Source organism: Saccharolobus shibatae B12 (assembly GCF_019175345.1).
GTDB lineage: Archaea > Thermoproteota > Thermoprotei_A > Sulfolobales > Sulfolobaceae > Saccharolobus > Saccharolobus shibatae.
This window is the reverse complement of sequence record NZ_CP077717.1, coordinates 2,516,033-2,537,436: the sequence shown is the minus strand read 5'-3', so window position 1 is coordinate 2,537,436 and position 21,404 is coordinate 2,516,033. Positions and strand designations below refer to the sequence as shown.

Annotated in this window: 21 protein-coding genes; 17 read left to right on the top strand and 4 right to left on the bottom strand. The window is 35.5% G+C overall.

The genetic code is table 11. The features are described 5' to 3' along the window. Window positions 1–7: 7 nt before the first annotated feature. Window positions 8–637, top strand: coding sequence for a tRNA(Phe) 7-((3-amino-3-carboxypropyl)-4-demethylwyosine(37)-N(4))-methyltransferase (locus J5U23_RS13445; RefSeq protein WP_218258644.1), 630 nt, complete (start codon window positions 8–10; stop codon window positions 635–637). On the opposite strand, the gene J5U23_RS13440 is transcribed toward J5U23_RS13445, so the two are convergent. Genes J5U23_RS13440 through metG form a run of 3 tightly spaced genes read right to left on the bottom strand, consistent with a single transcriptional unit; the run spans window position 575 to window position 2,530 of the window. After that, complete coding sequence (locus tag J5U23_RS13440) at window positions 575–1,201, bottom strand: 7-carboxy-7-deazaguanine synthase QueE (protein WP_218258643.1); 627 nt, start codon at window positions 1,199–1,201, stop codon at window positions 575–577. The genes J5U23_RS13445 and J5U23_RS13440 overlap by 63 nt on opposite strands. Continuing rightward, window positions 1,182–2,180 (bottom strand): NOG1 family protein, encoded by a 999-nt coding sequence (locus J5U23_RS13435; RefSeq protein WP_218266411.1) that lies wholly within the window; start codon window positions 2,178–2,180, stop codon window positions 1,182–1,184. The genes J5U23_RS13440 and J5U23_RS13435 overlap by 20 nt, the downstream gene beginning before the upstream one ends. Next, window positions 2,174–2,530 carry a methionine--tRNA ligase subunit beta gene (metG, locus tag J5U23_RS13430; protein ID WP_218260905.1) on the bottom strand — a complete coding sequence of 119 codons (357 nt, stop codon included), beginning with the start codon at window positions 2,528–2,530 and terminating at the stop codon, window positions 2,174–2,176. The genes J5U23_RS13435 and metG overlap by 7 nt, the downstream gene beginning before the upstream one ends. Before the next feature lie 97 nt (window positions 2,531–2,627). Between metG and purC the strand changes: the two genes are divergently transcribed. From purC to lysX, 15 genes are all read left to right on the top strand, one after another. After that, the gene (purC, locus tag J5U23_RS13425) at window positions 2,628–3,329 is read left to right on the top strand and encodes a phosphoribosylaminoimidazolesuccinocarboxamide synthase (RefSeq protein WP_218266410.1); all 702 of its coding nucleotides are present in this window, start codon (window positions 2,628–2,630) and stop codon (window positions 3,327–3,329) included. A gap of 11 nt (window positions 3,330–3,340) precedes the next feature. Then, a complete protein-coding gene (gene purS, locus J5U23_RS13420; RefSeq protein WP_218266409.1) occupies window positions 3,341–3,595 on the top strand; it encodes a phosphoribosylformylglycinamidine synthase subunit PurS in 255 nt (84 codons plus the stop codon). Then, window positions 3,592–4,266 carry a phosphoribosylformylglycinamidine synthase I gene (gene purQ, locus J5U23_RS13415; protein ID WP_218266408.1) on the top strand — a complete coding sequence of 225 codons (675 nt, stop codon included), beginning with the start codon at window positions 3,592–3,594 and terminating at the stop codon, window positions 4,264–4,266. Before purS ends, purQ begins: the two co-directional genes overlap by 4 nt. Further along, entirely contained in the window at window positions 4,257–6,386 is a 2,130-nt protein-coding gene (purL, locus tag J5U23_RS13410; RefSeq protein ID WP_218266407.1) for a phosphoribosylformylglycinamidine synthase subunit PurL, read from the top strand. Before purQ ends, purL begins: the two co-directional genes overlap by 10 nt. After that, window positions 6,379–7,734, top strand: a complete 1,356-nt coding sequence (gene purF, locus J5U23_RS13405) for an amidophosphoribosyltransferase (protein WP_218266406.1) — start codon at window positions 6,379–6,381, stop codon at window positions 7,732–7,734. The genes purL and purF overlap by 8 nt, the downstream gene beginning before the upstream one ends. 5 nt (window positions 7,735–7,739) lie before the next feature. Continuing rightward, window positions 7,740–8,945, top strand: coding sequence for an amidophosphoribosyltransferase (locus J5U23_RS13400; protein ID WP_218266405.1), 1,206 nt, complete (start codon window positions 7,740–7,742; stop codon window positions 8,943–8,945). Between the two features lie 5 nt (window positions 8,946–8,950). Then, window positions 8,951–10,390: a phosphoribosylamine--glycine ligase gene (gene purD / locus J5U23_RS13395; RefSeq protein WP_218266404.1), complete on the top strand. Its 1,440-nt coding sequence runs from the start codon at window positions 8,951–8,953 to the stop codon at window positions 10,388–10,390. Then, on the top strand, window positions 10,384–11,355 hold the full coding sequence (purM, locus tag J5U23_RS13390; protein WP_218267553.1) for a phosphoribosylformylglycinamidine cyclo-ligase: 972 nt from the start codon (window positions 10,384–10,386) through the stop codon (window positions 11,353–11,355). The genes purD and purM overlap by 7 nt, the downstream gene beginning before the upstream one ends. A gap of 57 nt (window positions 11,356–11,412) precedes the next feature. After that, window positions 11,413–11,868, top strand: a complete 456-nt coding sequence (locus tag J5U23_RS13385; RefSeq protein WP_218258633.1) for a hypothetical protein — start codon at window positions 11,413–11,415, stop codon at window positions 11,866–11,868. Window positions 11,869–11,960: 92 nt separating this feature from the next. Beyond that, on the top strand, window positions 11,961–12,098 hold the full coding sequence (locus tag J5U23_RS13380) for a ribbon-helix-helix protein, CopG family (RefSeq protein ID WP_218258632.1): 138 nt from the start codon (window positions 11,961–11,963) through the stop codon (window positions 12,096–12,098). A gap of 88 nt (window positions 12,099–12,186) precedes the next feature. After that, entirely contained in the window at window positions 12,187–13,362 is a 1,176-nt protein-coding gene (locus J5U23_RS13375) for an argininosuccinate synthase (RefSeq protein ID WP_218258631.1), read from the top strand. Next, on the top strand, window positions 13,362–14,696 hold the full coding sequence (gene argH / locus J5U23_RS13370; RefSeq protein WP_218258630.1) for an argininosuccinate lyase: 1,335 nt from the start codon (window positions 13,362–13,364) through the stop codon (window positions 14,694–14,696). Before J5U23_RS13375 ends, argH begins: the two co-directional genes overlap by 1 nt. Next, window positions 14,680–15,783 carry a glutamine-hydrolyzing carbamoyl-phosphate synthase small subunit gene (gene carA / locus J5U23_RS13365; protein ID WP_218258629.1) on the top strand — a complete coding sequence of 368 codons (1,104 nt, stop codon included), beginning with the start codon at window positions 14,680–14,682 and terminating at the stop codon, window positions 15,781–15,783. Before argH ends, carA begins: the two co-directional genes overlap by 17 nt. After that, window positions 15,780–18,935, top strand: coding sequence for a carbamoyl-phosphate synthase (glutamine-hydrolyzing) large subunit (gene carB / locus J5U23_RS13360; protein WP_218258628.1), 3,156 nt, complete (start codon window positions 15,780–15,782; stop codon window positions 18,933–18,935). The genes carA and carB overlap by 4 nt, the downstream gene beginning before the upstream one ends. Then, the gene (lysX, locus tag J5U23_RS13355; RefSeq protein ID WP_012713782.1) at window positions 18,936–19,784 is read left to right on the top strand and encodes a lysine biosynthesis protein LysX; all 849 of its coding nucleotides are present in this window, start codon (window positions 18,936–18,938) and stop codon (window positions 19,782–19,784) included. Here the strand turns inward: lysX and J5U23_RS13350 are convergent. Continuing rightward, the gene (locus tag J5U23_RS13350; protein WP_218266403.1) at window positions 19,765–20,358 is read right to left on the bottom strand and encodes a translin family protein; all 594 of its coding nucleotides are present in this window, start codon (window positions 20,356–20,358) and stop codon (window positions 19,765–19,767) included. The genes lysX and J5U23_RS13350 overlap by 20 nt on opposite strands. A gap of 70 nt (window positions 20,359–20,428) precedes the next feature. Between J5U23_RS13350 and J5U23_RS13345 the strand changes: the two genes are divergently transcribed. After that, window positions 20,429–21,397, top strand: a complete 969-nt coding sequence (locus J5U23_RS13345) for a 3-hydroxyacyl-CoA dehydrogenase family protein (RefSeq protein WP_218266402.1) — start codon at window positions 20,429–20,431, stop codon at window positions 21,395–21,397. Window positions 21,398–21,404 lie beyond the last annotated feature (7 nt).

Below are 21,404 nucleotides of genomic sequence, written 5' to 3'. Positions count from 1 at the left end.
TAAGTATATGCTAACATGGGAGGAACTTAGAGAAAAGGCGCTCAGTAAGATATACCATGATAAAGAAATAGGTTACTTAGATCCAGATATTCTAGATTTTCTACTAGCTTTCTATAGAAATAGAAATGATGTATATACACAAAGTAGCTGTAGCGGAAGAATAACCATTGTCGACGCTGAAATGCCTTGGGATAGAAAAAATTCAACTATTGTGTTTAAAAACCATTTGAGAATTACGGAACAAGATCTAGAGGGAGTTCTAGGGAAAGATCAAGTTAAAAGATTATGGTTAATAGTACAAGGGCCAATTATACACATTTACGCTAAAAACATTGAAACAGCTTGGGAAATCTTAAAAGTTGCTAGAGAAGCTGGATTCAAACATAGTGGGATTTTAGCTACAAATCAAAAGGGAGTCTTGGTAGAACTAAGAACCGGAATAAGAATGGTTCATCTCTTAAGAGAGACTAATACGGAAATGGTTGATAAGGAGAAAATAAAAACATTAGTAAATGTAAGTAACGAAGTGTTAGCAAGAGGGAAACAAAAGATGAATCTATTGAAAGACTTACTATCATCTAACTCCAATAATTCTATGGAGCTGGGGAAGGACTCTAAACTGAAGACCCCTATCTAACACAATTTGGACTATTTCATTTATTGCATTTGTATAATCACTTCTATTCCCATCAGGTTGTAGGATAACTTTACGTGGGTTAATATTCTGAGATTCAACGAATTTAATGACCTCATCTATATCCTTGTTTGGATAAACTATAACAAACTTGTAGTATGTAGCCCAATCGTCTGAGAAGTCGTATTTTAGTTTATGCCCAGAATTACTAAGCTTAGGAGAAACTGAAAATACATCAATAATCTTCCTTAATTCCTCTGAAGGCTTTATTGTACCGTTTGTTTCAATCACAATCTTATGCCCAATACTCTTAAGTTCCTTAGCAAGTGGTACTACGTTTTGGAGTAAAGGCTCGCCCCCGGTTATAGTGGTAGTTCTAATTTTCTTATCTATTTTTGCAATAATCTCATCTATGGTCATCTCAGTGCCAATTTCCCACGAGTACTTTGTATCACACCATACACATCTTAAATTACACGTGGCGAGTCTAATGAAATTTGAAGGAGTTCCGATGACCTCCCCTTCACCTTGAACAGAGGTAAAGATTTCAATTACGCGATACTTCATTTGTACCACTACTTTTTATCAAACTAAAAAGCTCTTCTTTTAACTTGTCTAAACCTATTCCCTTTTCAGCACTTATTTCATACCATTTACTTCCTTCTTTAGAAAGAAAATCTACAATCTTCTTATAATATTCATCGTCTTTCTCATCAATTTTATTGATAACAGGGATTATAACCTTTTTTAATAATTTTACCTCTTTAAATAATTCTATTTGACTTTCAACAGAAAGAACTGAGGAGATCGAGGAGTCAAACATGAATATAATTATACCGTTTAAATTTCTTATCGCATTAGTAGCCTTTCTCTCTATACTATTTCTCTCAATTTCTGGCCTATCTAAAATGCCTGGCGTATCTATAATCTGGATACGAAAATCATCTAAAATAACGTGACCCACGTGAACTTCTTTTGTAGTAAAGGGATAACTGGCAATTTCTGGTTTAGCTGTGGAGATTTTTGAAACCAAAGTAGACTTACCTACATTTGGAGGACCTGCAACTACAATAGTTGGCAATATAGGATCTATACCTTGAATTTTCTTTAACTCTTTGGCTACATCTATTACTTTATCTATGCATTCACTAGATTTTCTTAGTATTGAACTTACTCTTCCAAAAGCTTGCCGCATTATTCGATTAGCTTCATTTTCAGGGCTTTTCCTTATCTGGTTGATGTATTCTTTCAATATCTTCATAGATATTGCACTTGCTTTCTTGGTGATTGATAAACAAATTCTCAGTTTATCAATATCAGTTACAATTCTAGTTGCCTCTAAATAAAAAGGATGTAATTCATCAATTCTAGGGAATTGCGCTACAAAGTCATTGTATTTCTTAATTCTTTCATAATATTCTTTTAACCTTCTTATCTCCCTATCTCTAACTGTAGTACCACCTATCTTTGACAGTCTTTTTAGCATAGTATCGATAGTGTAATTAGCCTTTGGCGGGATCTGTAACTTTTCAAATGGATTTAACATATCTTAGTTCCTGGAGGGACTTCTCCATCTACAGTTAGTATCCTAGGTTTTATTCCTTTCGCTTCGTCCTCCTTACATCCGGCAGCTAATAACATACCTTGGCTCTCAAAACCTCTAATCACTCTAGGCTTTAAATTGACTATAATTATTATCCTCTTGTTTAATAATTCATCTGGAGTGTAATATTCTCCTAAGCCAGCAATTATTTGCCTTTGTTCTGAACCCAAGTCAACCATGAGTTTTAGGAGTCTTGTTCCTTCAATTCTTTCAGCTTGTCTTACAATTCCTACCCTAAGGTCTAATTTTGCAAAATCGTCTATTGTAATTTGACTGCTCATGAGCTTAAGCATAATTGAAGAATTATAAGGATTTTGATTTACATAATGAAGTAAAAGTTTATACTCATTGTAAGCTAACTTTTTATATCGGCTATGTAAAATAGTCGTAATGGAAGTTAACAAGATTTCTGAGGGAAAGACCAAGATAGTTTATGATTTTGATAAAGATCATGTATTACTCAGGTTTAAAGACGATATAACCGCTGGTGATGGTCAGAAAAGGGATGTAATGGAGGGTAAGGGCGTTTTAAACGCTCAAACATCAGCATTCTTCTTTAGATTATTGGAAAGAAATGATATAGAAACACATTACGTAGGAATGAAAGATGAAAGAACAATGATAGTAAAGAAATTAAAGATGATACCAGTAGAAGTTGTACTAAGAAACATCGCAACGGGTAGCATAGTCAAGCGATTACCAATAAAAGAGGGCGAGGTTTTCGAACCACCAATAGTAGAATTTTTCTTAAAGGACGACTTGCGTCATGATCCTTTACTTAACTATTACCACATGGAACATCTTAAACTAATGAGTAGAAAGGAGGCTCAGTATATAGAAGACATAATGATGAAGACAAATGATGTATTATTCAATTTTATTAAAAATAAAGGCTTAATATTATATGACTTTAAGTTAGAATTTGGCCGTTTAGGGGATAAATTAGTGATCGGAGATGAAATATCACTAGATAGTATGAGGATTAGGGATCCTAATTCAAGAATATACGATAAGGATTTATATAGAAAAGGATACGATTTGAAAACAGTAAAAGCCTCATATGAAGAATTTCTAAAAAGAATTACCTCATGAGGTTTCCTTGTATGAAATACTATGTAGAATTGATAATAATCAATAAAGACTCCGTTAGAGACCCTGAAGGAGAAACAATACAAAGGTATGTTATTGAAAAATACACAAACAACATAATCGAGACAAGAGTAGGAAAGTACATTCAGTTTAAAATTGAGGCTAATAATGAAGAAGATGCTAAGAATTTAATTGAGAAAATTGCAAGGGAGGGAAGATTATACAATCCAATAGTTCATAAAATTCTCGTTAAAGTGAGAAAAGAATGATTGCAATAGTTAAGTTCCCTGGTACTACTTGTGAAGCTGATGTCTATAAGGCGTTAATGGAGGCCGGAGTCCCCACAGTGATAGTAAAGTATAAGGAATTCGATCCAGATAAATATAATGGAGTAATTTTACCTGGAGGATTTAGCTTTGGTGATTATTTAAGAGCTGGAAGTATTGCAGCTAGTACAGAAACTATAAAGAAAGTTAGGAAAATGGCAGAAGAAGGAAAAATAGTAATTGGAATATGTAATGGGTTCCAAATCCTTGTTGAAAGTGGACTATTAAAAGGGGCCTTGTTACCAAATTTAAAATTAAGATTTATCTCGAAGTGGGTTTACCTTAAGGTAATTAGAACCGATACAGTCCTAACTAAGGGACTAGACAAGAAAATAATAAGAATGCCCATAGCTCATGCAGAAGGTCGCTATTATGTAGATGATGTAGATTATGCAAAAACAAACATGGTTCTTCAATATTGTGATGAGAACGGGAATGTAAGTGAGGATACAAATCCCAACGGATCATTGCTTAATATAGCATCAATAGCCAATGAAGAAGGGAATGTAATAGGAATGATGCCACATCCGGAGAGGGCTTCCTTTAAACTGACCTCAGTTGATGGAACAGTGGATGGATTAATTCTTTTGAGGAGGTTAGGAAAATGGGCTTAAATCTTCTCCCGATAGAAATGGACGACATTCGAAAAAGGTTAGATAGAGAACCTAATGAGATTGAGTGGAGGGTGATTGACGCTATATGGTCAGAACATTGTTCTTATAAGTCATCTAAAATCTTCTTGAAGAGCTTTTCCATAGATAGCCCCAATGTCATAATGGGCATAAAAGACTGGCAAGATGCTGGAGCAGTGGACATAGGAGATGGATGGGCCATAGTAATAAAGGTTGAAAGCCATAACCATCCGTCCGCAATTGATCCATTTAATGGTGCCGCAACAGGTGTAGGAGGAATAATAAGGGACATTATCAGCAAGGGGGCTAAACCAATTGCACTCATGGACATGATAAGGGTTGGAAATCTAAAAATAAGGAAAAACGTATGGTTACTTAAAAACATAATTGCGGGCATTGCGGCATATGGAAATAGTATTGGAGTTCCAGTAGTTAGTGGGGAATTATCATTCGATGATACATATAATGATAATCCGCTAGTAGATGTAGCAGCAATTGGAATAGTTAGAAAAGATAAGATAAAACCAAGTATCGTAGATAAAGCAGGACTTAAATTAGTGTTAGCAGGACTTACTGGAATTGATGGTTTAGGTGGGGCTTCATTCGCGTCCAGAAAGTTAAGTGGTGAAGATGAAATTGGAGCAGTACAGATAGCTGATCCTTTCGCTGGGAAAATTATACTAGATGTAACCTTAGAGATTGCTGATAAGGTAGAGGCTATTAAGGACTTAGGTGGCGGAGGGCTAGCAGTTGCTGTAACTGAGATGGCAAATGGACTTGGTGCTATAGTAGATATAGAGAAAATTCCGTTACGTGTAAAAAATATGGATCCTGCAGACGTAATCATATCTGAAACACAAGAGAGAATGTTATACGCAGTGGAGGAGAAAAACGTTGAGGAAGTATGTAAAGCTTTTGAAGAGTACGAATATCCTTGCAGTGTAATAGGTGAGATAACTAGTGAACCAATAATTAAGTTTAGATATTTTGGTAAAGATCTCGTTTCCCTGCCCACAAACGCGTTACTGGAGCCACCGAAGTTTTTATGGCCAATAAAAAACGTTAGGAAGAACGTTGAAGAGAAAAATGTTGATTTACCGTTAGAAAGCACAATATACACTGTATTATCACATCCGGATTTGGTAAGTAAAGAATGGGCTTATTCGCAGTTCGATTATGAAGTAAATACCTCAACAGTAGTCAAACCCGGTGATGCTGATAGCGCAGTAGTTTCGCTTCCTAATGGCAAGTTATTAGCGATAAAAGCCGATGGAAATCCTGACTTGTGCTCTGAGGATGCATATGAGTGTGGAAAAGGAATCGTGGCAGAGGCTTATAGAAATTTGGCTACAGTAGGGGCTAGAGGAATAGTTGCAGTTGACCATTTACAGTTTGGGGATCCAAAGAAGCCAGAAGTTTACTATACTTTTGTAGAAGCAATAAGAGGTATAGGGGAGGCTACTAGATTCTTTAACATACCTATTGTTGGCGGTAAAGTATCATTTTATAATGAAAATAGTCAAGGAAAACCAATAAAGCCAACACCTTTAATAGTAATGGCAGGGCTAGTTCAAGGTAAATTACTTAAAAATAGAGTGGAAGATAGTTCATACGTTGTATTATTGGGGTACACACGAAAAGAATTAGGAGGATCACTATTATCAAAGATATTCAAGGTTCCTAGCCAAGCTCCTAAAGTAAGGTTACAAGAGGATCTATTATCTTCTGAGGTAGTAATTGATGCTATAAATGAGGAGAAAATTACATTTGCGAAGGATATAAGTAGAGGTGGCCTAGTGGCTTCTCTTTTCAACATAATAGTTCATGGATACGGAGTAGAAATAAGTACTAAGAGTATTTTGAGCGATACTGACAATGTTGTAGAGAATTTATTCTCTGAAAGTAGTGGACGTTTCGTTATCTTAACTAATGAACCAGAATGGATAGTTGAAAAGAGCAGGAGTAAAGGTATTGTAGCATCTATAATAGGAAAAGTTAATAAAAAAACCAGTATATTAACCATTGACAATACAGATTATGATCTTAAAACTATAGTTAATAATTACTTTAATTTTCTTGAGGAAGTGATAGGTAATGGGTAACATACATGATAAATGTGGTATCTTTGCTGTATCTAGCCCTAAAGAAGTAAATATTCAACTACTAGTAGAGGGAATTAGACTACTTCAGCATAGAGGTCAAGAATCGGCAGGTATCGCATATGCTGAGAATGGGGAAATATTGACAATTAAGGGACCTGGACTTGTAGATGAAGTATTTAAGGAAAATCTTAATAAATTTATAAAAAATGGAATAGGCCATGTAAGATATTCAACAAGTGGAAAAAGCTCAATTGAAGAAGCACAACCTTTAGGTGACTCAGGCGTAGTTGTAGCATTTAATGGGACTATAAGTAACTATTATCAATTTGGTTCATTTAAAGTAGATACTGAATTTATATATAGGTTCTTTAAGCAAAAATTAACCTTTCACTCTATTCCCGATACCGTAAAGGAATTTATGAGAGTTGTTGATGGTGGATACTCTGTAGCTATTCTTTTGAACGATGAAGAGATTGTGGTATTTAGAGATCCTAGAGGATTTCATCCAGTTGTATTAGGATTTTTAGAAGGATCATTAGTGGTTTCCTCGGAGGATTCCGTTATTAGACAACTAGGTGGGAGCGTTTTGAAACACATTCTACCAGGGGAGGTGATAATAATGAAAAATGGCAAAATATTATATGACAAAGTGATCTATGAAGAAGAGAAGAGTTACGCTACTTGTTCCTTCGAATATATATATTTTGCAAGACCGGATTCTAATATAGATGGACATTCAGTCTACTCAGCTAGGATAAGGTTAGGTGAGTTATTGGCAGAGAAACATCCAGCTAATGGAGATATTGTGGTTCCAGTGCCAGACTCATCAAGACCGATAGCGTTGGGCTTTTCTAGAAAAAGTCGTATACCTTTGGAGGAACCTCTAGTTAGAACAATTTCCTCCGTAAGATCATTCATAATGCCAACTCAAGATAAGAGAAATGAGGTATTAGAAGAGAAATTTGGAGTGGTTGTTGATGCGGTAAGGGATAAAAGAATAGTTTTGATAGACGACTCAATAGTTAGGGGGAATACTATGAAGAGAATAATAAGTATGCTACGTAATGCTGGTGCCAAAGAAATTCATGTACGTATAGGATCACCCATGATAAAATACCCTTGTTATATGGGAATAGACTTTCCTAAAAGAGAAGAGTTAATTGCTCATAATAAATCTGAAAGAGAAATAGGAAATGAGTTGAATGCAGATTCTATTGAATTTCTAAGTGTTGAAGAGATGGTACAAGCAATAGGTAGAAGGGATTTATGCAACGCGTGTTTTTCTGGGATTTATCCTCTCAAATTTAAATATAATTCGACAGAGTTAGAAAGAGTATTTGGGAAGTGATATTAATGGCTGGAATACTAGGTATATTGGCATTCGATGATGTATGGAACGTATCTAGGTTTTTATATTATGGCCTAATAGGCTTACAACACAGAGGATACTCTAGAAGTGGAATAGCAATATTAAACAAGCAGAGAAATATATTTACTAAATTAGAGAACGTAGCACCTGAGGATCTTGAAATTAAAGACCTAAACGGATGGGCTGGAATAGGTTATGCTGGAATCAGAAATAGCTATCCCATGACAGTAGATAATGGCGCCATAGTCGTTGATGGGATAATAGATGATACAAATATTCTTAACCAAGTCATAAAGGAGCCGGAAAAGATAATAGATGAGATTAAAAAACCAATCTCGTTCATAGCGATAAGTAAAGAAGGCCAGTTAATAGCCTATAGAGATGAATTAGGACTTAAGCCACTTAGCATAGGTGGATTTGGATTTGATTTGGCGGTTATTTCCTCTGAGCCAACATCAATGCTTGTAATAGGAGCTGAGTTCAAAAGGGAAATTAATCCGGGAGAGTTGGTAATTGTTGACAAATACCATATTGAATCAAAACAAATAAGGATGCCTAGAAAATCATATTGTACTATAGAGTACGTATACCAAGCGAGAATAGACAGTATGGTCAACGAAAAAGATATCTATGACTTAAGAGTGAAAATAGGGGAAGAGTTAGCTTTAGAATACCCAATAAAGGCTGACTCAGTTATAGGAGTTCCAGAGACCGCATTACCTTTCGCAATAGGTTACTCTAGGAAATTAAACATACCACTAGACTTGGGTTTTACTAGAACTGGAAGCCCAATAAGGACAATGTTATCATCTGATGCTTTCCTAAAGGTGGTTGGGGTTCAACTTAAACTAAATCCAATAAAAAGTGCGGTAAAAGGAAAGAGAATAATTCTTATAGATGATTCAATGGTTACAGGAACTACACTTAAAAATACCATATTTAACTTGAGAAAACTGGGTGCAAAGGAACTCCATGTACTAATAGGAAGTCCTAAATTAATCTCGCAATGTCCATATGGAGTTGAGGTTCCTGAGGAAAAGGAATTAATCTCAGCTAATCTCGATGATGAAAAAATAGCTAGAGTTTTAGGTGCAGATTCTATACATTGGTTGAGTTTAGAAGGTCTATTCAGAGTTATCGGACATAGGAACCTCTGCTTAGGGTGTATGACTAAAAAATACCCATGGTGAGAAAAATGAAAGTATTACTAGTTGGGGATGGTGCAAGAGAAAACGTCCTAGCTCATTCACTAGAAAAATCCACTAAAGGCTATAAGGTTTACGCACTGTCAACATACATTAATCCCGGAATTAATTCAGTAGTGAAAACCACTGGTGGAGAGTATTTTATAGGTAACATAAACTCACCAGAAATTGTTAAGGAAGTGATTAAGAAAGTAAACCCAGATTTTGGAGTAGTTGGGCCAGAGGACCCATTATTCCGTGGAATTGCAGACGTTTTTAGACAAGAGGGAATACCAGTATTTGGAGCTAATAAAAAGTGCGCTAGGATAGAGGAATCCAAAGCATGGGCAAGAGAGTTAATGTGGAAGTATTCTATTCCAGGAAGGTTAAGGTATAAGGTATTTTATACAATAGAACACGCCGCAAAGTTCATATTAGAATATGGAGGTTCTGTTGCAGTTAAACCCGCTGGCCAAGCTGGAGGAAAAGGTGTTAAGGTAATAGCTGACTTAGAGGCTTACTTAACACAAGATAAAAGAGAGGCACTGACAAAAAGCGTAAACGATATAGGGAGTCTATACAACAAGGAAGGTGAGCCGAGAATCATTATAGAGGAGAAAGTTGACGGGCCAGAATACACACTTCATGTTTTAACTGACGGAAAAACAACTATTCCTCTACCTTTGGCTCAAGATTATAAGAACGCATATCAGGATGGGATAGGTCCTGAGACTGGAGGGATGGGGTCAATTTCTGGACCTACTGAATTACTCCCATTTATCAATAGCGAGGAGTACCAAACAACTTATGACATAGTTAAAAGGACTATAGATGCAATATATAAAGAGACTGGAGAGAATTACGTAGGAGTCATAGCAGGGCAAATGATGTTAACTGAACTTTGGGGGCCTACGGTAATTGAATATTACTCAAGACTTGGTGATCCAGAGGCTTCAGCCATAATTCCAAGAATAGAGTCTGATTTTGGAGAAATAATTGAGTTTACTGCTACTGGACATTTGAGTAAAGCTCGTATAAAATTAAATGACCAACCTTCTATAGTAAAAGCTATTGCTACTTTAGGATATCCTATCTCGAAACAAATGGCATCTGGACGTAAGATTGTTTTGGATTTAGATAAGATGAAAGAGCATGGATGTATGGTATTTTTTGGATCTGTGGCGTTAGAGGGAATGCAGCTTATAACCAAAGGCTCCAGAGCTTTAGAAATAGTTGCAATAGGAGATTTCAGAGAAGCTTCTGAGAATTTGGATAAGTGTATTCAATACGTTAACAGCGATACTAAATTAATATATAGAACTGACATTGGAAGGACAGTTGAATATCAGATCGAGAAGGCTGAAATTATAAGATATTCTTATAAAAATAGAGAAAAAAGAGGAATTCTTGGAGTTTCTGCAGATTGGTCTCCCAATGGTGGGTTGTGGTGAGTGAAGAATATAAGAAAGCAGGAGTTGATTTGGAAAGATTACGTAATTATCATAATGCAATTTCTCAAATAATCTCGTCTACTTATAAAAATACTATTGTAGGAGCGGGGCATTATTCTGGAGTAATTAAGATAGGTAATCTTAACATAGCAATGCATACTGATGGTGTAGGAACAAAGACTTCACTAGCCTTACAAACTGGAATAATAAAACCTGTAGGAATAGACTGCGTAGCTATGAATGTTAATGACCTCATATGCGTTGGAGCAAAGCCAGTTGCCTTAGTAGATTATATTGCCTTAGAAAAGCCTATGGATAATGTGATAAATGAGATTATTAATGGTATTGTTCAAGGTGCCAAAGACGCTGATGTGGAAGTTATTGGGGGAGAGACCGCTATTATGCCAGATGTGATTAGAGGATTTGATCTTTCTTGTACTGCGATAGGAGTTGTAGATAATCTAAAAACAGGAGTTGACATAAATCCTGGAGACTACATATTGGGATTAGAGAGCAATGGCATACATTCTAATGGGTACTCCTTAGTTAGGAAATTAATAGAAGAAGGTAAGATTTCACTTGATGAGTATAAAAGTGAATTATTAAAACCAACTAGAATTTATGTCAAACAAGTTTTGGAAGTTATGAATATGATAAAGGGAGCAGCACATATAACTGGCGGTGCATTTACTAAGCTTAAAAGGCTTACTAGTTATAAGATTGTCTTAAATATGCCAGAACCCCCAGAGATTTTTAAAATTATCGAAAAAGCTGGAGTGCCTCATGAGGAAATGTATAAAGTTTTCAATATGGGCATAGGTATTGTCTTATTTGTTTCAGAAGAACTAATGAAAGAAGTAAAAACAAAACTAGAAGGATATGGAACTGTATATGAACTTGGCAGAGTATATAATGGAAATGGGATCACTATAAAGACTTATAAGAACGAGATTCTCAGAGTATAGAATTATGTGTATACCTTTTAAACTCTAAAGAATATAGAGGGTTCCAGTGACCTCTATATGAAACAAACTGATATAAAGTCTTTAGTAAATTACGTAGCTTTAAAGATACTAGGTGGAAGCGACTATCTATTAGAAGCATTGGAAGAATACTTAGTTAAGGGAGAAGGACCAGCTACAGTAGCCTATAAATATAATATTTCAAAACATCAACTCCGCGGCTATGCCCAAAGAATTATTGAGAAGAGTGGAAGTGAAGGAAAAGCTAAGAAACTCGTGCCAATACTTAAAGCCATTTCAGAGGGAATTACACCAATAGTCAAAAAGGAGAACGACGGATCATACGAGTGCTCATTATGTAATATTATTGTGGCTAAAGAAGATAGTGAAGAGCATATTAGGAAGTACCATAAAGAGATTCTCAATGAAAATATTAATATTATGATGCAAAAATTAGAGAAAATAAAGAAAGACATGCAACAAAATAAAGCCGTAATATTTACTTCTGCAAGTTAATGATTTTTTACGTAATATTCAACTTCTTTTTAACTGTTTCCTATTGAGAGTCACCACTTAGGTTTTTAAAAACTGACAGCATTCTATTATATATGCGAAAAGTAGTAAGTGTAAGACTAAAGGAAGATGTACTGAGAGATGTTGATATATATACTAGAAAACTTGGCCTAAATAGTAGAACTGAGTTCATAAAGCAAGCAATTGAATTCTATATGAAGAGTAAGAGCTAAAGGAAACCTTTAACATACTATCCATCAAGAATCCCTTATTTTCATGATATCAATTGTTTTTAAGCTACTTCTTTACCCTTTTTGTGAAATGAAAATAGTCCTTGCATACTCTGGTGGACTTGATACCACAGTATCGATTAGATGGCTAAAGGAAACCTTTAAGGCCGAAGTTATAACAGTTACTGTAGATGTTGGCCAAAAAGATGATTTCAAGAAGATAGAAGAGAGAGCATACATAGCCGGTGCCTCAAAGCACTACACAATAGACGCCGTTAAGGAATTCGCCAACAATTACATATCATATGCGATAAAATTAAACGGATTATATGAGGGAGTATATCCATTGTCCACAGCATTAGCAAGACCATTAATAGCAGAAAAAGTAGTTGAAGTGGCAAAAAAGGAGAAAGTCGATGCAGTAGCTCATGGTTCTACATCCAAAGGAAACGATCAAGTAAGATTTGACCTTACAGTCAAGGCATTATACCCGGACGTTAAGATAATAGCACCAGCTAGAATATGGAGTATGACTAGAGAAGATGAGATAAAGTATGCCAAAGAGAAAGGTATACCTATCAAGGTTGAAAGCAGCAAATACAGTATAGATGAGAATCTTTGGGGAAGAAGTATAGAAGGAGATATAATCTCCGATCCTTCTGTTGAGGTCCCCGAAGATGCCTTTGAATGGACTAAACAGATCGCTAACAATAAGGAAATAATCTCTATAGAATTTAGTAATGGCGTTCCAATAGCCGTAGATGGGGAACAAATGGAATTACATAAGTTAGTAGGTTTACTAAACTTAAAATTTGGTAACCATGGATTCGGCAGAGTGGAGCATATAGAAAATAGGGTTGTTGGATTTAAGTCTAGAGAGGTATATGAGGTACCTGCGGCTCTAGGTCTAATTTACTCGCATATTGATTTAGAAAAAACCATTTATACTCCTACGGAATTAAGATTCAAAAAATACGTAGATCAGTTATGGTCTGATTTAGTATATCAAGGTTTATGGTTTGAACCACTTAGGGAGACATTACATAAAATTGCTGACGAAATGAATAAATGGGTTGCTGGAGAAGTCAGAGTAGAAGTCAATAATGGTTCGTTCAGGATATTAGGTAGAAAATCGGATTACTCTCCATATTCTGAAAAACTTGCTAGTTATAATAAAGGATGGTATCCAAGCGACGAAATGGCTAGGGGATTTATAGAGATTTGGGGAATGCACTCACTAATAGCGAGAAGAGTAAGGGGACTGTGATGCTATATAGAAAATGGGGATCCGAAAAAGATGAAGTAGTTAACTATACCTCATCCATAGATAGTGACAAAGAGATCATAGAAGAAGTAAAATTGACTATGAAGGCACATGTAATAAGCCTTTATTTGAGTGGGTATATAAAGAAGGAAGCCGCTAAAAAGATGCTTGCTGCATTAAACGAGTTTAAAGAAATTAGCCAAGGATATGAGGACGTCCATGAAGCGTTAGAGGATTTCTTGTTAAAGAATGTAGGAGAAGAGGCTGGATGGATCGGATTAGGTAGAAGTAGAAATGATCACGTTGCTACAGCTTTAAGACTGAAACTAAGAAATAAGTTAATAGAACTTCTAACTGAGATTAATAGCCTAAGGAAAACATTATTAGATAAAGCGAGAGAGCACATTACAACAATATTTCCCTCATATACACATTTGCAATTAGCGCAACCTACAACCTTCGCTCACTATTTAACCTATATCGAGGAGGAGTTAGCTTCAAGATGGGAAATAATATTTTCCACGTTAAAACTAGTTAATAAATCGCCATTAGGCTCTGGGGCAATAGTGGGGACAAACGTTAAGATTGATAGAGAAAAAGAAGCAGAACTATTAGGATTTGATGATATAGTATATAATACATTGTCCGCTACGTCATCGAGAGCAGATATTATTACTACAATCTCAGAACTAACTGTTTTGATGGTAGTATTAAGCAGAATAGCTGAGGACTTAATTTTCTTTTCATCAAATAAATTAGTTAAATTGCCAGACTCTCATGTTAGTACGAGCAGTTTAATGCCACAAAAAAGAAATCCAGTCACAATGGAGATACTGCGAGCAAAAGCAGCAGAGTCTATTGGCATATTAACTAGTTTACTTTCTATTTACAAGGGTTTACCTACCGGCTATAACCTTGATTTACAAGAAATGAACAAATATTATTGGATTGCAGTAAATTATACAATTTCTTCAATTAGGGTTTTAGGGTCACTCTTTAGCCAAATACAAGTAAATAAAGTAAACATTGACGAATCTAGCTTAGCTACTGATGACGCAGAACTACTTTCCATAAATAAGAAAGTACCTTATAGATCGGCCTACTTTGAGATAGCTAAAAAAGTTAGGGAGGGTTCTTATAAGTCAACTTTAAAAATAGAGGATTCTATTAATATGAAGGCAGTAATCGGATCTCCTAATTTTGATTTAATAACTAATTTGATAAAAAGTAGAGAAACCAAATTGGAAGAAGATGAAAAAGAAATTGAGGCATATAAATTAAAAATTATTTCGAAGGTTGGAGAATTACAGGTGATCGAAAATGGAATTGAGGAATGAAAAGGGTTATCTATATCTAGAAGATGGAACATTTATTGAAGGATATGGTTTTGGGGCTAAAGGAATTAAGGTAGGAGAAGTGGTATTTACAACTTCTATGAATGGATACGTGGAGAGTTTAACAGATCCTTCGTATAAGGGTCAAATATTAATTATTACGCATCCATTAGTTGGAAACTATGGTGTGCCAGAAAAGAAATATGAGCAAGGTATTCTAACCAATTTCGAGTCAGAAAGAATCCAAGTTGAAGGCTTAATAGTTGCTGAACACACATATCCTATTAAGTGGAACTCTTCTTTGACATTAGATGAGTGGCTGAGATCAGAGAACATACCTGGAGTTTTTGATGTTGACACAAGAATGCTTGTAAAAAAGATTAGAACTTATGGTACAGCAATGGGAATTATAGCTTCTGGTCTAGAAATAGAGGATCCTAGAAAATATCTAGAAAAAAGATACGATGAAATAGATTTTACACAATTTACATCACCTAAGTCGCCAATCTTTCATCCAAATACTGGAGATATGATCGTAGTGGTAGATTGTGGAATAAAACATGGAATCTTATACGGGTTGTACAAGAGAGGATTCTCAATTGTTAGAGTACCTTGTAACTTTAATGCTAGTAAGATAATTGAGTTTAATCCTAAGGGAGTTGTATTTAGCAATGGTCCTGGTAATCCCAATTTACTAGAAAATCAAATCAAAACGTTCTCTGAATTAGTAGAGTATAGGATTCCAATCTTAGGTATTTGTTTAGGACATCAAATAGCAACTCTAGCATTAGGAGGCAAGATTAAGAAAATGAAGTTTGGACATAGAGCAATAAATAAACCAGTAATTGAGAATAATTCCAATAAATGTTATATATCCACTCACAACCATGGGTACGGTATAATATCTAAAGACGATATTCCGCCTAACACTAGAATCTGGTTCTATAATCCAGACGATTATACAATAGAAGGCTTAATCCATGAAAAATTACCAATAATTACTACACAATTTCACCCTGAAGCTAGACCGGGTCCTTGGGATACAACTTGGATATTTGATAAATTTAAAAATATGGTGAGTGGGAAATGAAGGAGACTCCAAAAAAGGTACTGGTTGTTGGATCTGGACCTATTAAGATAGCTGAAGCCGCAGAATTCGATTATAGCGGAAGTCAAGCGTTAAAGGCACTAAAGGAGGAAGGTATAGAGACCGTATTAGTAAATTCTAACGTGGCAACAGTACAGACTAGCAAGAAATTTGCTGACAAGTTATACATGTTACCAGTAGTCTGGTGGGCAGTAGAGAAGGTTATAGAGAAGGAGAGACCAGATGGTATAATGATAGGGTTTGGAGGACAGACAGCATTGAACGTTGGTGTAGATTTGCATAAAAAAGGAGTATTACAGAAGTACAGTGTAAAGGTATTGGGAACGCAAATTGATGGAATAGAGAAAGCTCTAAGTAGAGAAAAGTTTAGAGAAACGATGATAGAGAATAATTTACCGGTACCTCCAAGTTTATCCGCAAGAAGTGAAGAAGAGGCAATAAAGAACGCAAAAATCGTAGGGTATCCAGTGATGGTAAGAGTAAGCTTCAACTTAGGTGGAAGAGGTTCTATGGTAGCATGGACTGAAGAAGATCTGAAGAAAAACATAAGGAGAGCGCTATCTCAAAGTTACATAGGAGAAGTTCTAATTGAGAAATATCTTTACCATTGGATAGAATTGGAATACGAGGTAATGAGAGACAAGAAGGGAAACTCCGCAGTAATAGCGTGTATTGAAAATTTAGATCCGATGGGAGTTCACACTGGCGAGTCTACAGTAGTTGCCCCTTGTCAGACTTTAGATAATCTTGAATATCAAAATATGAGAACCTACACAATAGAAGTTGCAAGGTCCATTAACCTAATCGGGGAGTGCAATGTACAATTTGCGCTTAACCCTAAAGGCTATGAATACTATATTATAGAAACTAATCCAAGAATGTCCAGATCAAGTGCTTTAGCTAGTAAGGCTACCGGTTATCCGCTAGCATACGTTTCAGCTAAACTAGCATTAGGATATGAACTACATGACGTTATAAATAAGGTATCTGGAAGAACTTGTGCGTGTTTTGAGCCAAGTTTAGACTATATAGTAACTAAAATTCCCAGATGGGATTTAAGCAAGTTTGAGAATGTTGATCAATCGCTAGGAACTGAGATGATGAGCGTGGGGGAGGTTATGAGTATAGGAAGATCCTTTGAGGAAAGTTTACAGAAAGCTGTAAGAATGTTGGATATTGGAGAGCCAGGGGTTGTAGGTGGAAAGATATATGAAGCTAAGATGAGTAAAATGGAAGCATTAAAGTATCTCAAAGAAAGAAGACCATACTGGTTCCTATACGTTGCTAAAGCCTTCAAAGAGGGAGCAACAATTGATGAAGTATATGAGGTTACCGGAATTAGTAAATTCTTTTTAAATAAGATCAAAGGATTAGTGGATTTCTATGAAACACTTAAAATATCGAAAGAAATCGATGAGGAAACATTAAAACTAGCTAAGAAATTAGGATTTAGTGATGAACAGATATCTAAAGCGTTAAATAAATCTACTGAGTATGTTAGAAAAATTAGAGACCAATCAAACATAATACCAGTAGTAAAACTTATAGATACACTAGCTGGAGAATGGCCTTCAGTTACTAATTACATGTATTTAACATATAATGGTATTGAGGACGATATAGAATTCTCACAAGGAAATAAATTATTAATAGTTGGTGCAGGAGGTTTTAGAATAGGAGTTTCAGTTGAGTTCGATTGGAGTGTTGTATCTCTAATGGAGGCAGCGTCAAAGTACTTTGACGAAGTAGCGATACTTAACTATAATCCAGAAACTGTTTCAACTGATTGGGATATTGCGAGAAAGCTTTACTTTGATGAAATTAACGTGGAAAGAGTATTGGATTTAATTAAGAAGGAGAAATTTAGGTATGTTGCAACGTTTTCTGGAGGACAAATAGGCAATTCGATAGCTAAAGAGTTAGAGGAAAATGGAGTGAGGTTATTAGGAACATCGGGTAGTAGCGTAGATATTGCAGAAAATAGGGAAAAGTTCTCAAAACTATTAGATAAGTTGGGTATATCACAGCCTAATTGGATATCCGCGACTTCATTAGAGGAAATCAAGAAGTTTCTTAATGAAGTAGGATTTCCAGTTCTTGTAAGACCAAGTTACGTTTTAAGCGGATCGTCAATGAAAATAGCTTACTCAGAAGAGGAGCTTTACGAATATGTAAGAAGAGCTACTGAGATTTCTCCTAAATATCCAGTAGTGATCTCAAAGTACATTGAAAACGCGATAGAGGCAGAAGTTGATGGGGTTTCTGATGGAAATAGGGTATTAGGAATAACATTAGAGCATGTAGAGGAGGCTGGAGTCCACAGTGGAGATGCAACAATGTCAATTCCTTTTAGAAAATTATCTGAAAATAGTGTAAATAAGATGAGGGAAAATGTGTTAAGTCTAGCTAGAGAACTGAATATAAAAGGACCGTTCAACGTACAATTTGTAGTAAAGGATAATACTCCACATATAATTGAATTAAACCTTAGAGCAAGTAGATCAATGCCGTTTAGTAGTAAAGCGAAAGGTATTAATCTAATGAATGAAGCCATGAAAGCCATATTTAATGGGTTAGATTTCTCTGAGGACTATTATGAACCTCCATCTAAGTATTGGGCAGTGAAGAGTCCTCAATTTTCATGGTCTCAATTAAGAGGGGCTTATCCATTTCTGGGGCCAGAGATGAAAAGTACTGGAGAAGCTGCATCATTCGGAGTAACATTTTATGACGCATTACTAAAGAGTTGGCTTTCATCGATGCCCAATAGAATACCAAATAAAAACGGAATAGCACTAGTTTACGGTGATAAAAATTTAGATTACTTAAAGGATACTGCAGTTAATTTAGTCAAATTTGGACTAACAGTCTACAGCATCTCCGAGCTTCCATTACGAGGCATTGAAACAATAGACAAAACGAAGGCAGAAGAGCTAGTAAGAGCTAAGAAGGTAGAGATAGTAGTGACAGATGGGTATCTGAAGAAATTTGATTATAACATTAGAAGGACAGCCGTTGATTACAATATTCCGGTAATTCTCAACGGTAGATTAGGTTATGAGGTAAGTAAGGCTTTCCTGGATTATGACTCACTTACCTTTTTTGAAATATCTGAGTATGGAGGAGGAATATAATTGAAGGTAGCCTTAGTAGTAGATATAATTAGACAAGAGGAGAAGTTAATAATAAAGGCATTAAATGAAAGGCAAATAGACTATGACGTAATTAATGTAGGTCAAGAACCTATTCCATTTAATAAAGCACTTAGCAAGTATGATGTTGGAATAATCAGACCAGTGAGCATGTATAGGGCTCTTTATTCATCTGCGATCCTAGAGGCCGCTGGTGTGCATACAATAAATTCAACTGACGCTATTTCCACTTGCGGAGATAAGATACTAACATACTCCAAACTATTTAGGAATGGGATTCCAATACCGGACTCAATTATAGCAGCGTCTCCAGATGCAGCTATGAAAGCATATGAACAGATGGGATTCCCAGTAATAGATAAACCACCTATTGGAAGTTGGGGGAGAATGGTATCTTTAATAAGAGATGTTTATGAAGGAAAAACAATTATAGAGCATAGAGAAATGCTTAACAATTCAGCGCTGAAAGTACACATAATTCAAGAATATATCAAATACAAAGAAAGAGATATACGATGTATAGTAATAGGAGATGAGCTATTAGGATGCTATGCAAGAAATATTCCACCTAACGAGTGGAGAGCGAATGTTGCATTAGGAGGAAATCCTACACCTATTCAATTAGATGATAAGATAAGAGAATTGGCTGTAAAGTCCGTAAAGTTAGTAAAAGGTGAATTCGTGTCCATAGATATATTAGAGCACAAATCGAAGGGATATGTTATAAACGAGCTAAATGACGTTCCAGAATTTAAAGGATTTATGTTAGCAACTGGTATCAACGTTGCCGAAAAGTTAGTAGATCATATTATTAGAACCTACCGAGTTTAGCGAGAAAAATATCGTGATTAGTCTCCTCTAATAGTCTTCTTATAACATCAATTTTTTGTCTTAGTCCAGGGACTAGGGATTTAGGATACTCGAAACTCCATAGTAATTCGTATAACTCTTCCATCATCTCATATGTTTTTTCAGCTTCACCTATTTCATTTTTCTTGAGCAATTCTAATACTCTTCTTCTCATCTCACCTATCGCATCTGCTATTCCACTTATATAGTATATGTCTGGAATACCAAGTTCTTTAGAAAGTTTCAAGTCTACATCAAAGTACAATGAGATCACTATGGAGGCCTCAGCAAGTTCTTGATATGCAGTGCCTACGTCACCATATAATAGTTCAGGAAAGTTATCTATAATCTTTTGAATTTCAGATGCCTTAGAGATTGCAACTTGATACTTTCTTAATGCCTCTTCCTTTTTACCCTTATGAGATAGTGAAATTGTCTCGCCACAATATCTTATTAATTCTCTAGCTAACAGCAATACTTTTTCTCTATTCTCAAATCTTTCTTGAAGCGTGTCACTAATTGAATCAAGATAACCTTTAATTTTCTGAACAAGCATATAATAACTTCAATCATATTCTCACTTTTAACTCTATCCATTAGAAGAAACTTACTTATACTTCTTAAACATGTTTATACATATGAAATCCATTAATAAGGTGGCCGTAGTAGGAGCAGGTATAATTGGCGTAGGTTGGACGACCCTTTTACTAACCAAAGGTTATAAAGTAAATTTGTATACAGAAAAGAAGGAGACCTTAGAAAAGGGTTTAGCCAAAGTATCAGCCTATTTAGTTAACTTGAAAAATCTAAGAATGATAAATGGAGAACCAATAGACTATCAAAGAAATCTAACTGGAACTACGAAAATTGATGAGGCGATTCAAAATGTTGACTTTGTAATAGAAGCTATAATTGAGGATTATGGTGCTAAGAAGAATCTATTCAATTATCTTGACAGTAAATTACCTCGAGACATAATAATTGCAAGTAGTACTTCTGGTTTATTAATGACGGAAATACAAAAAGCCATGATGAGATATCCAGATAGAGGAGTGATCGCTCATCCATGGAATCCTCCACATCTGTTACCCTTAGTTGAGATAGTACCGGGCGATAAAACATCAAAGGATACATTAGATGTTACCAAAGACTTCATGGAAAAATTAGATAGGGTAGTAGTTGTACTAAAGAAGGAAGTTCCAGGATTTATAGGAAATAGATTGGCCTTTGCCTTATTTAGAGAAGCAGTAAATTTAATTGATGAAGGAGTTGCTACAGTCGAAGATATAGATAAAGTAATGACGGCTGCCATAGGTCTAAGATGGGCATTTATGGGACCATTCTTAACTTATCATTTAGGCGGAGGAGAAGGAGGGATTGAATACTTCTTTAGTAAAGGATTCGGATATGGTGTAAATGAGTGGATGTATACTCTAGCAAAGTGGGACAAGTTCCCTTATACTGCAGTTAAGAAAATTGTGGATCAAATGAAAGAATATGAATTTATAAAAGGAAAGAGTTTTCAAGATTTATCGAGATGGAGAGATGAGACCTTAGTAAGAGTCTATAAAGCAGTATTTGGGGAAAAAAGGTAATCACAAT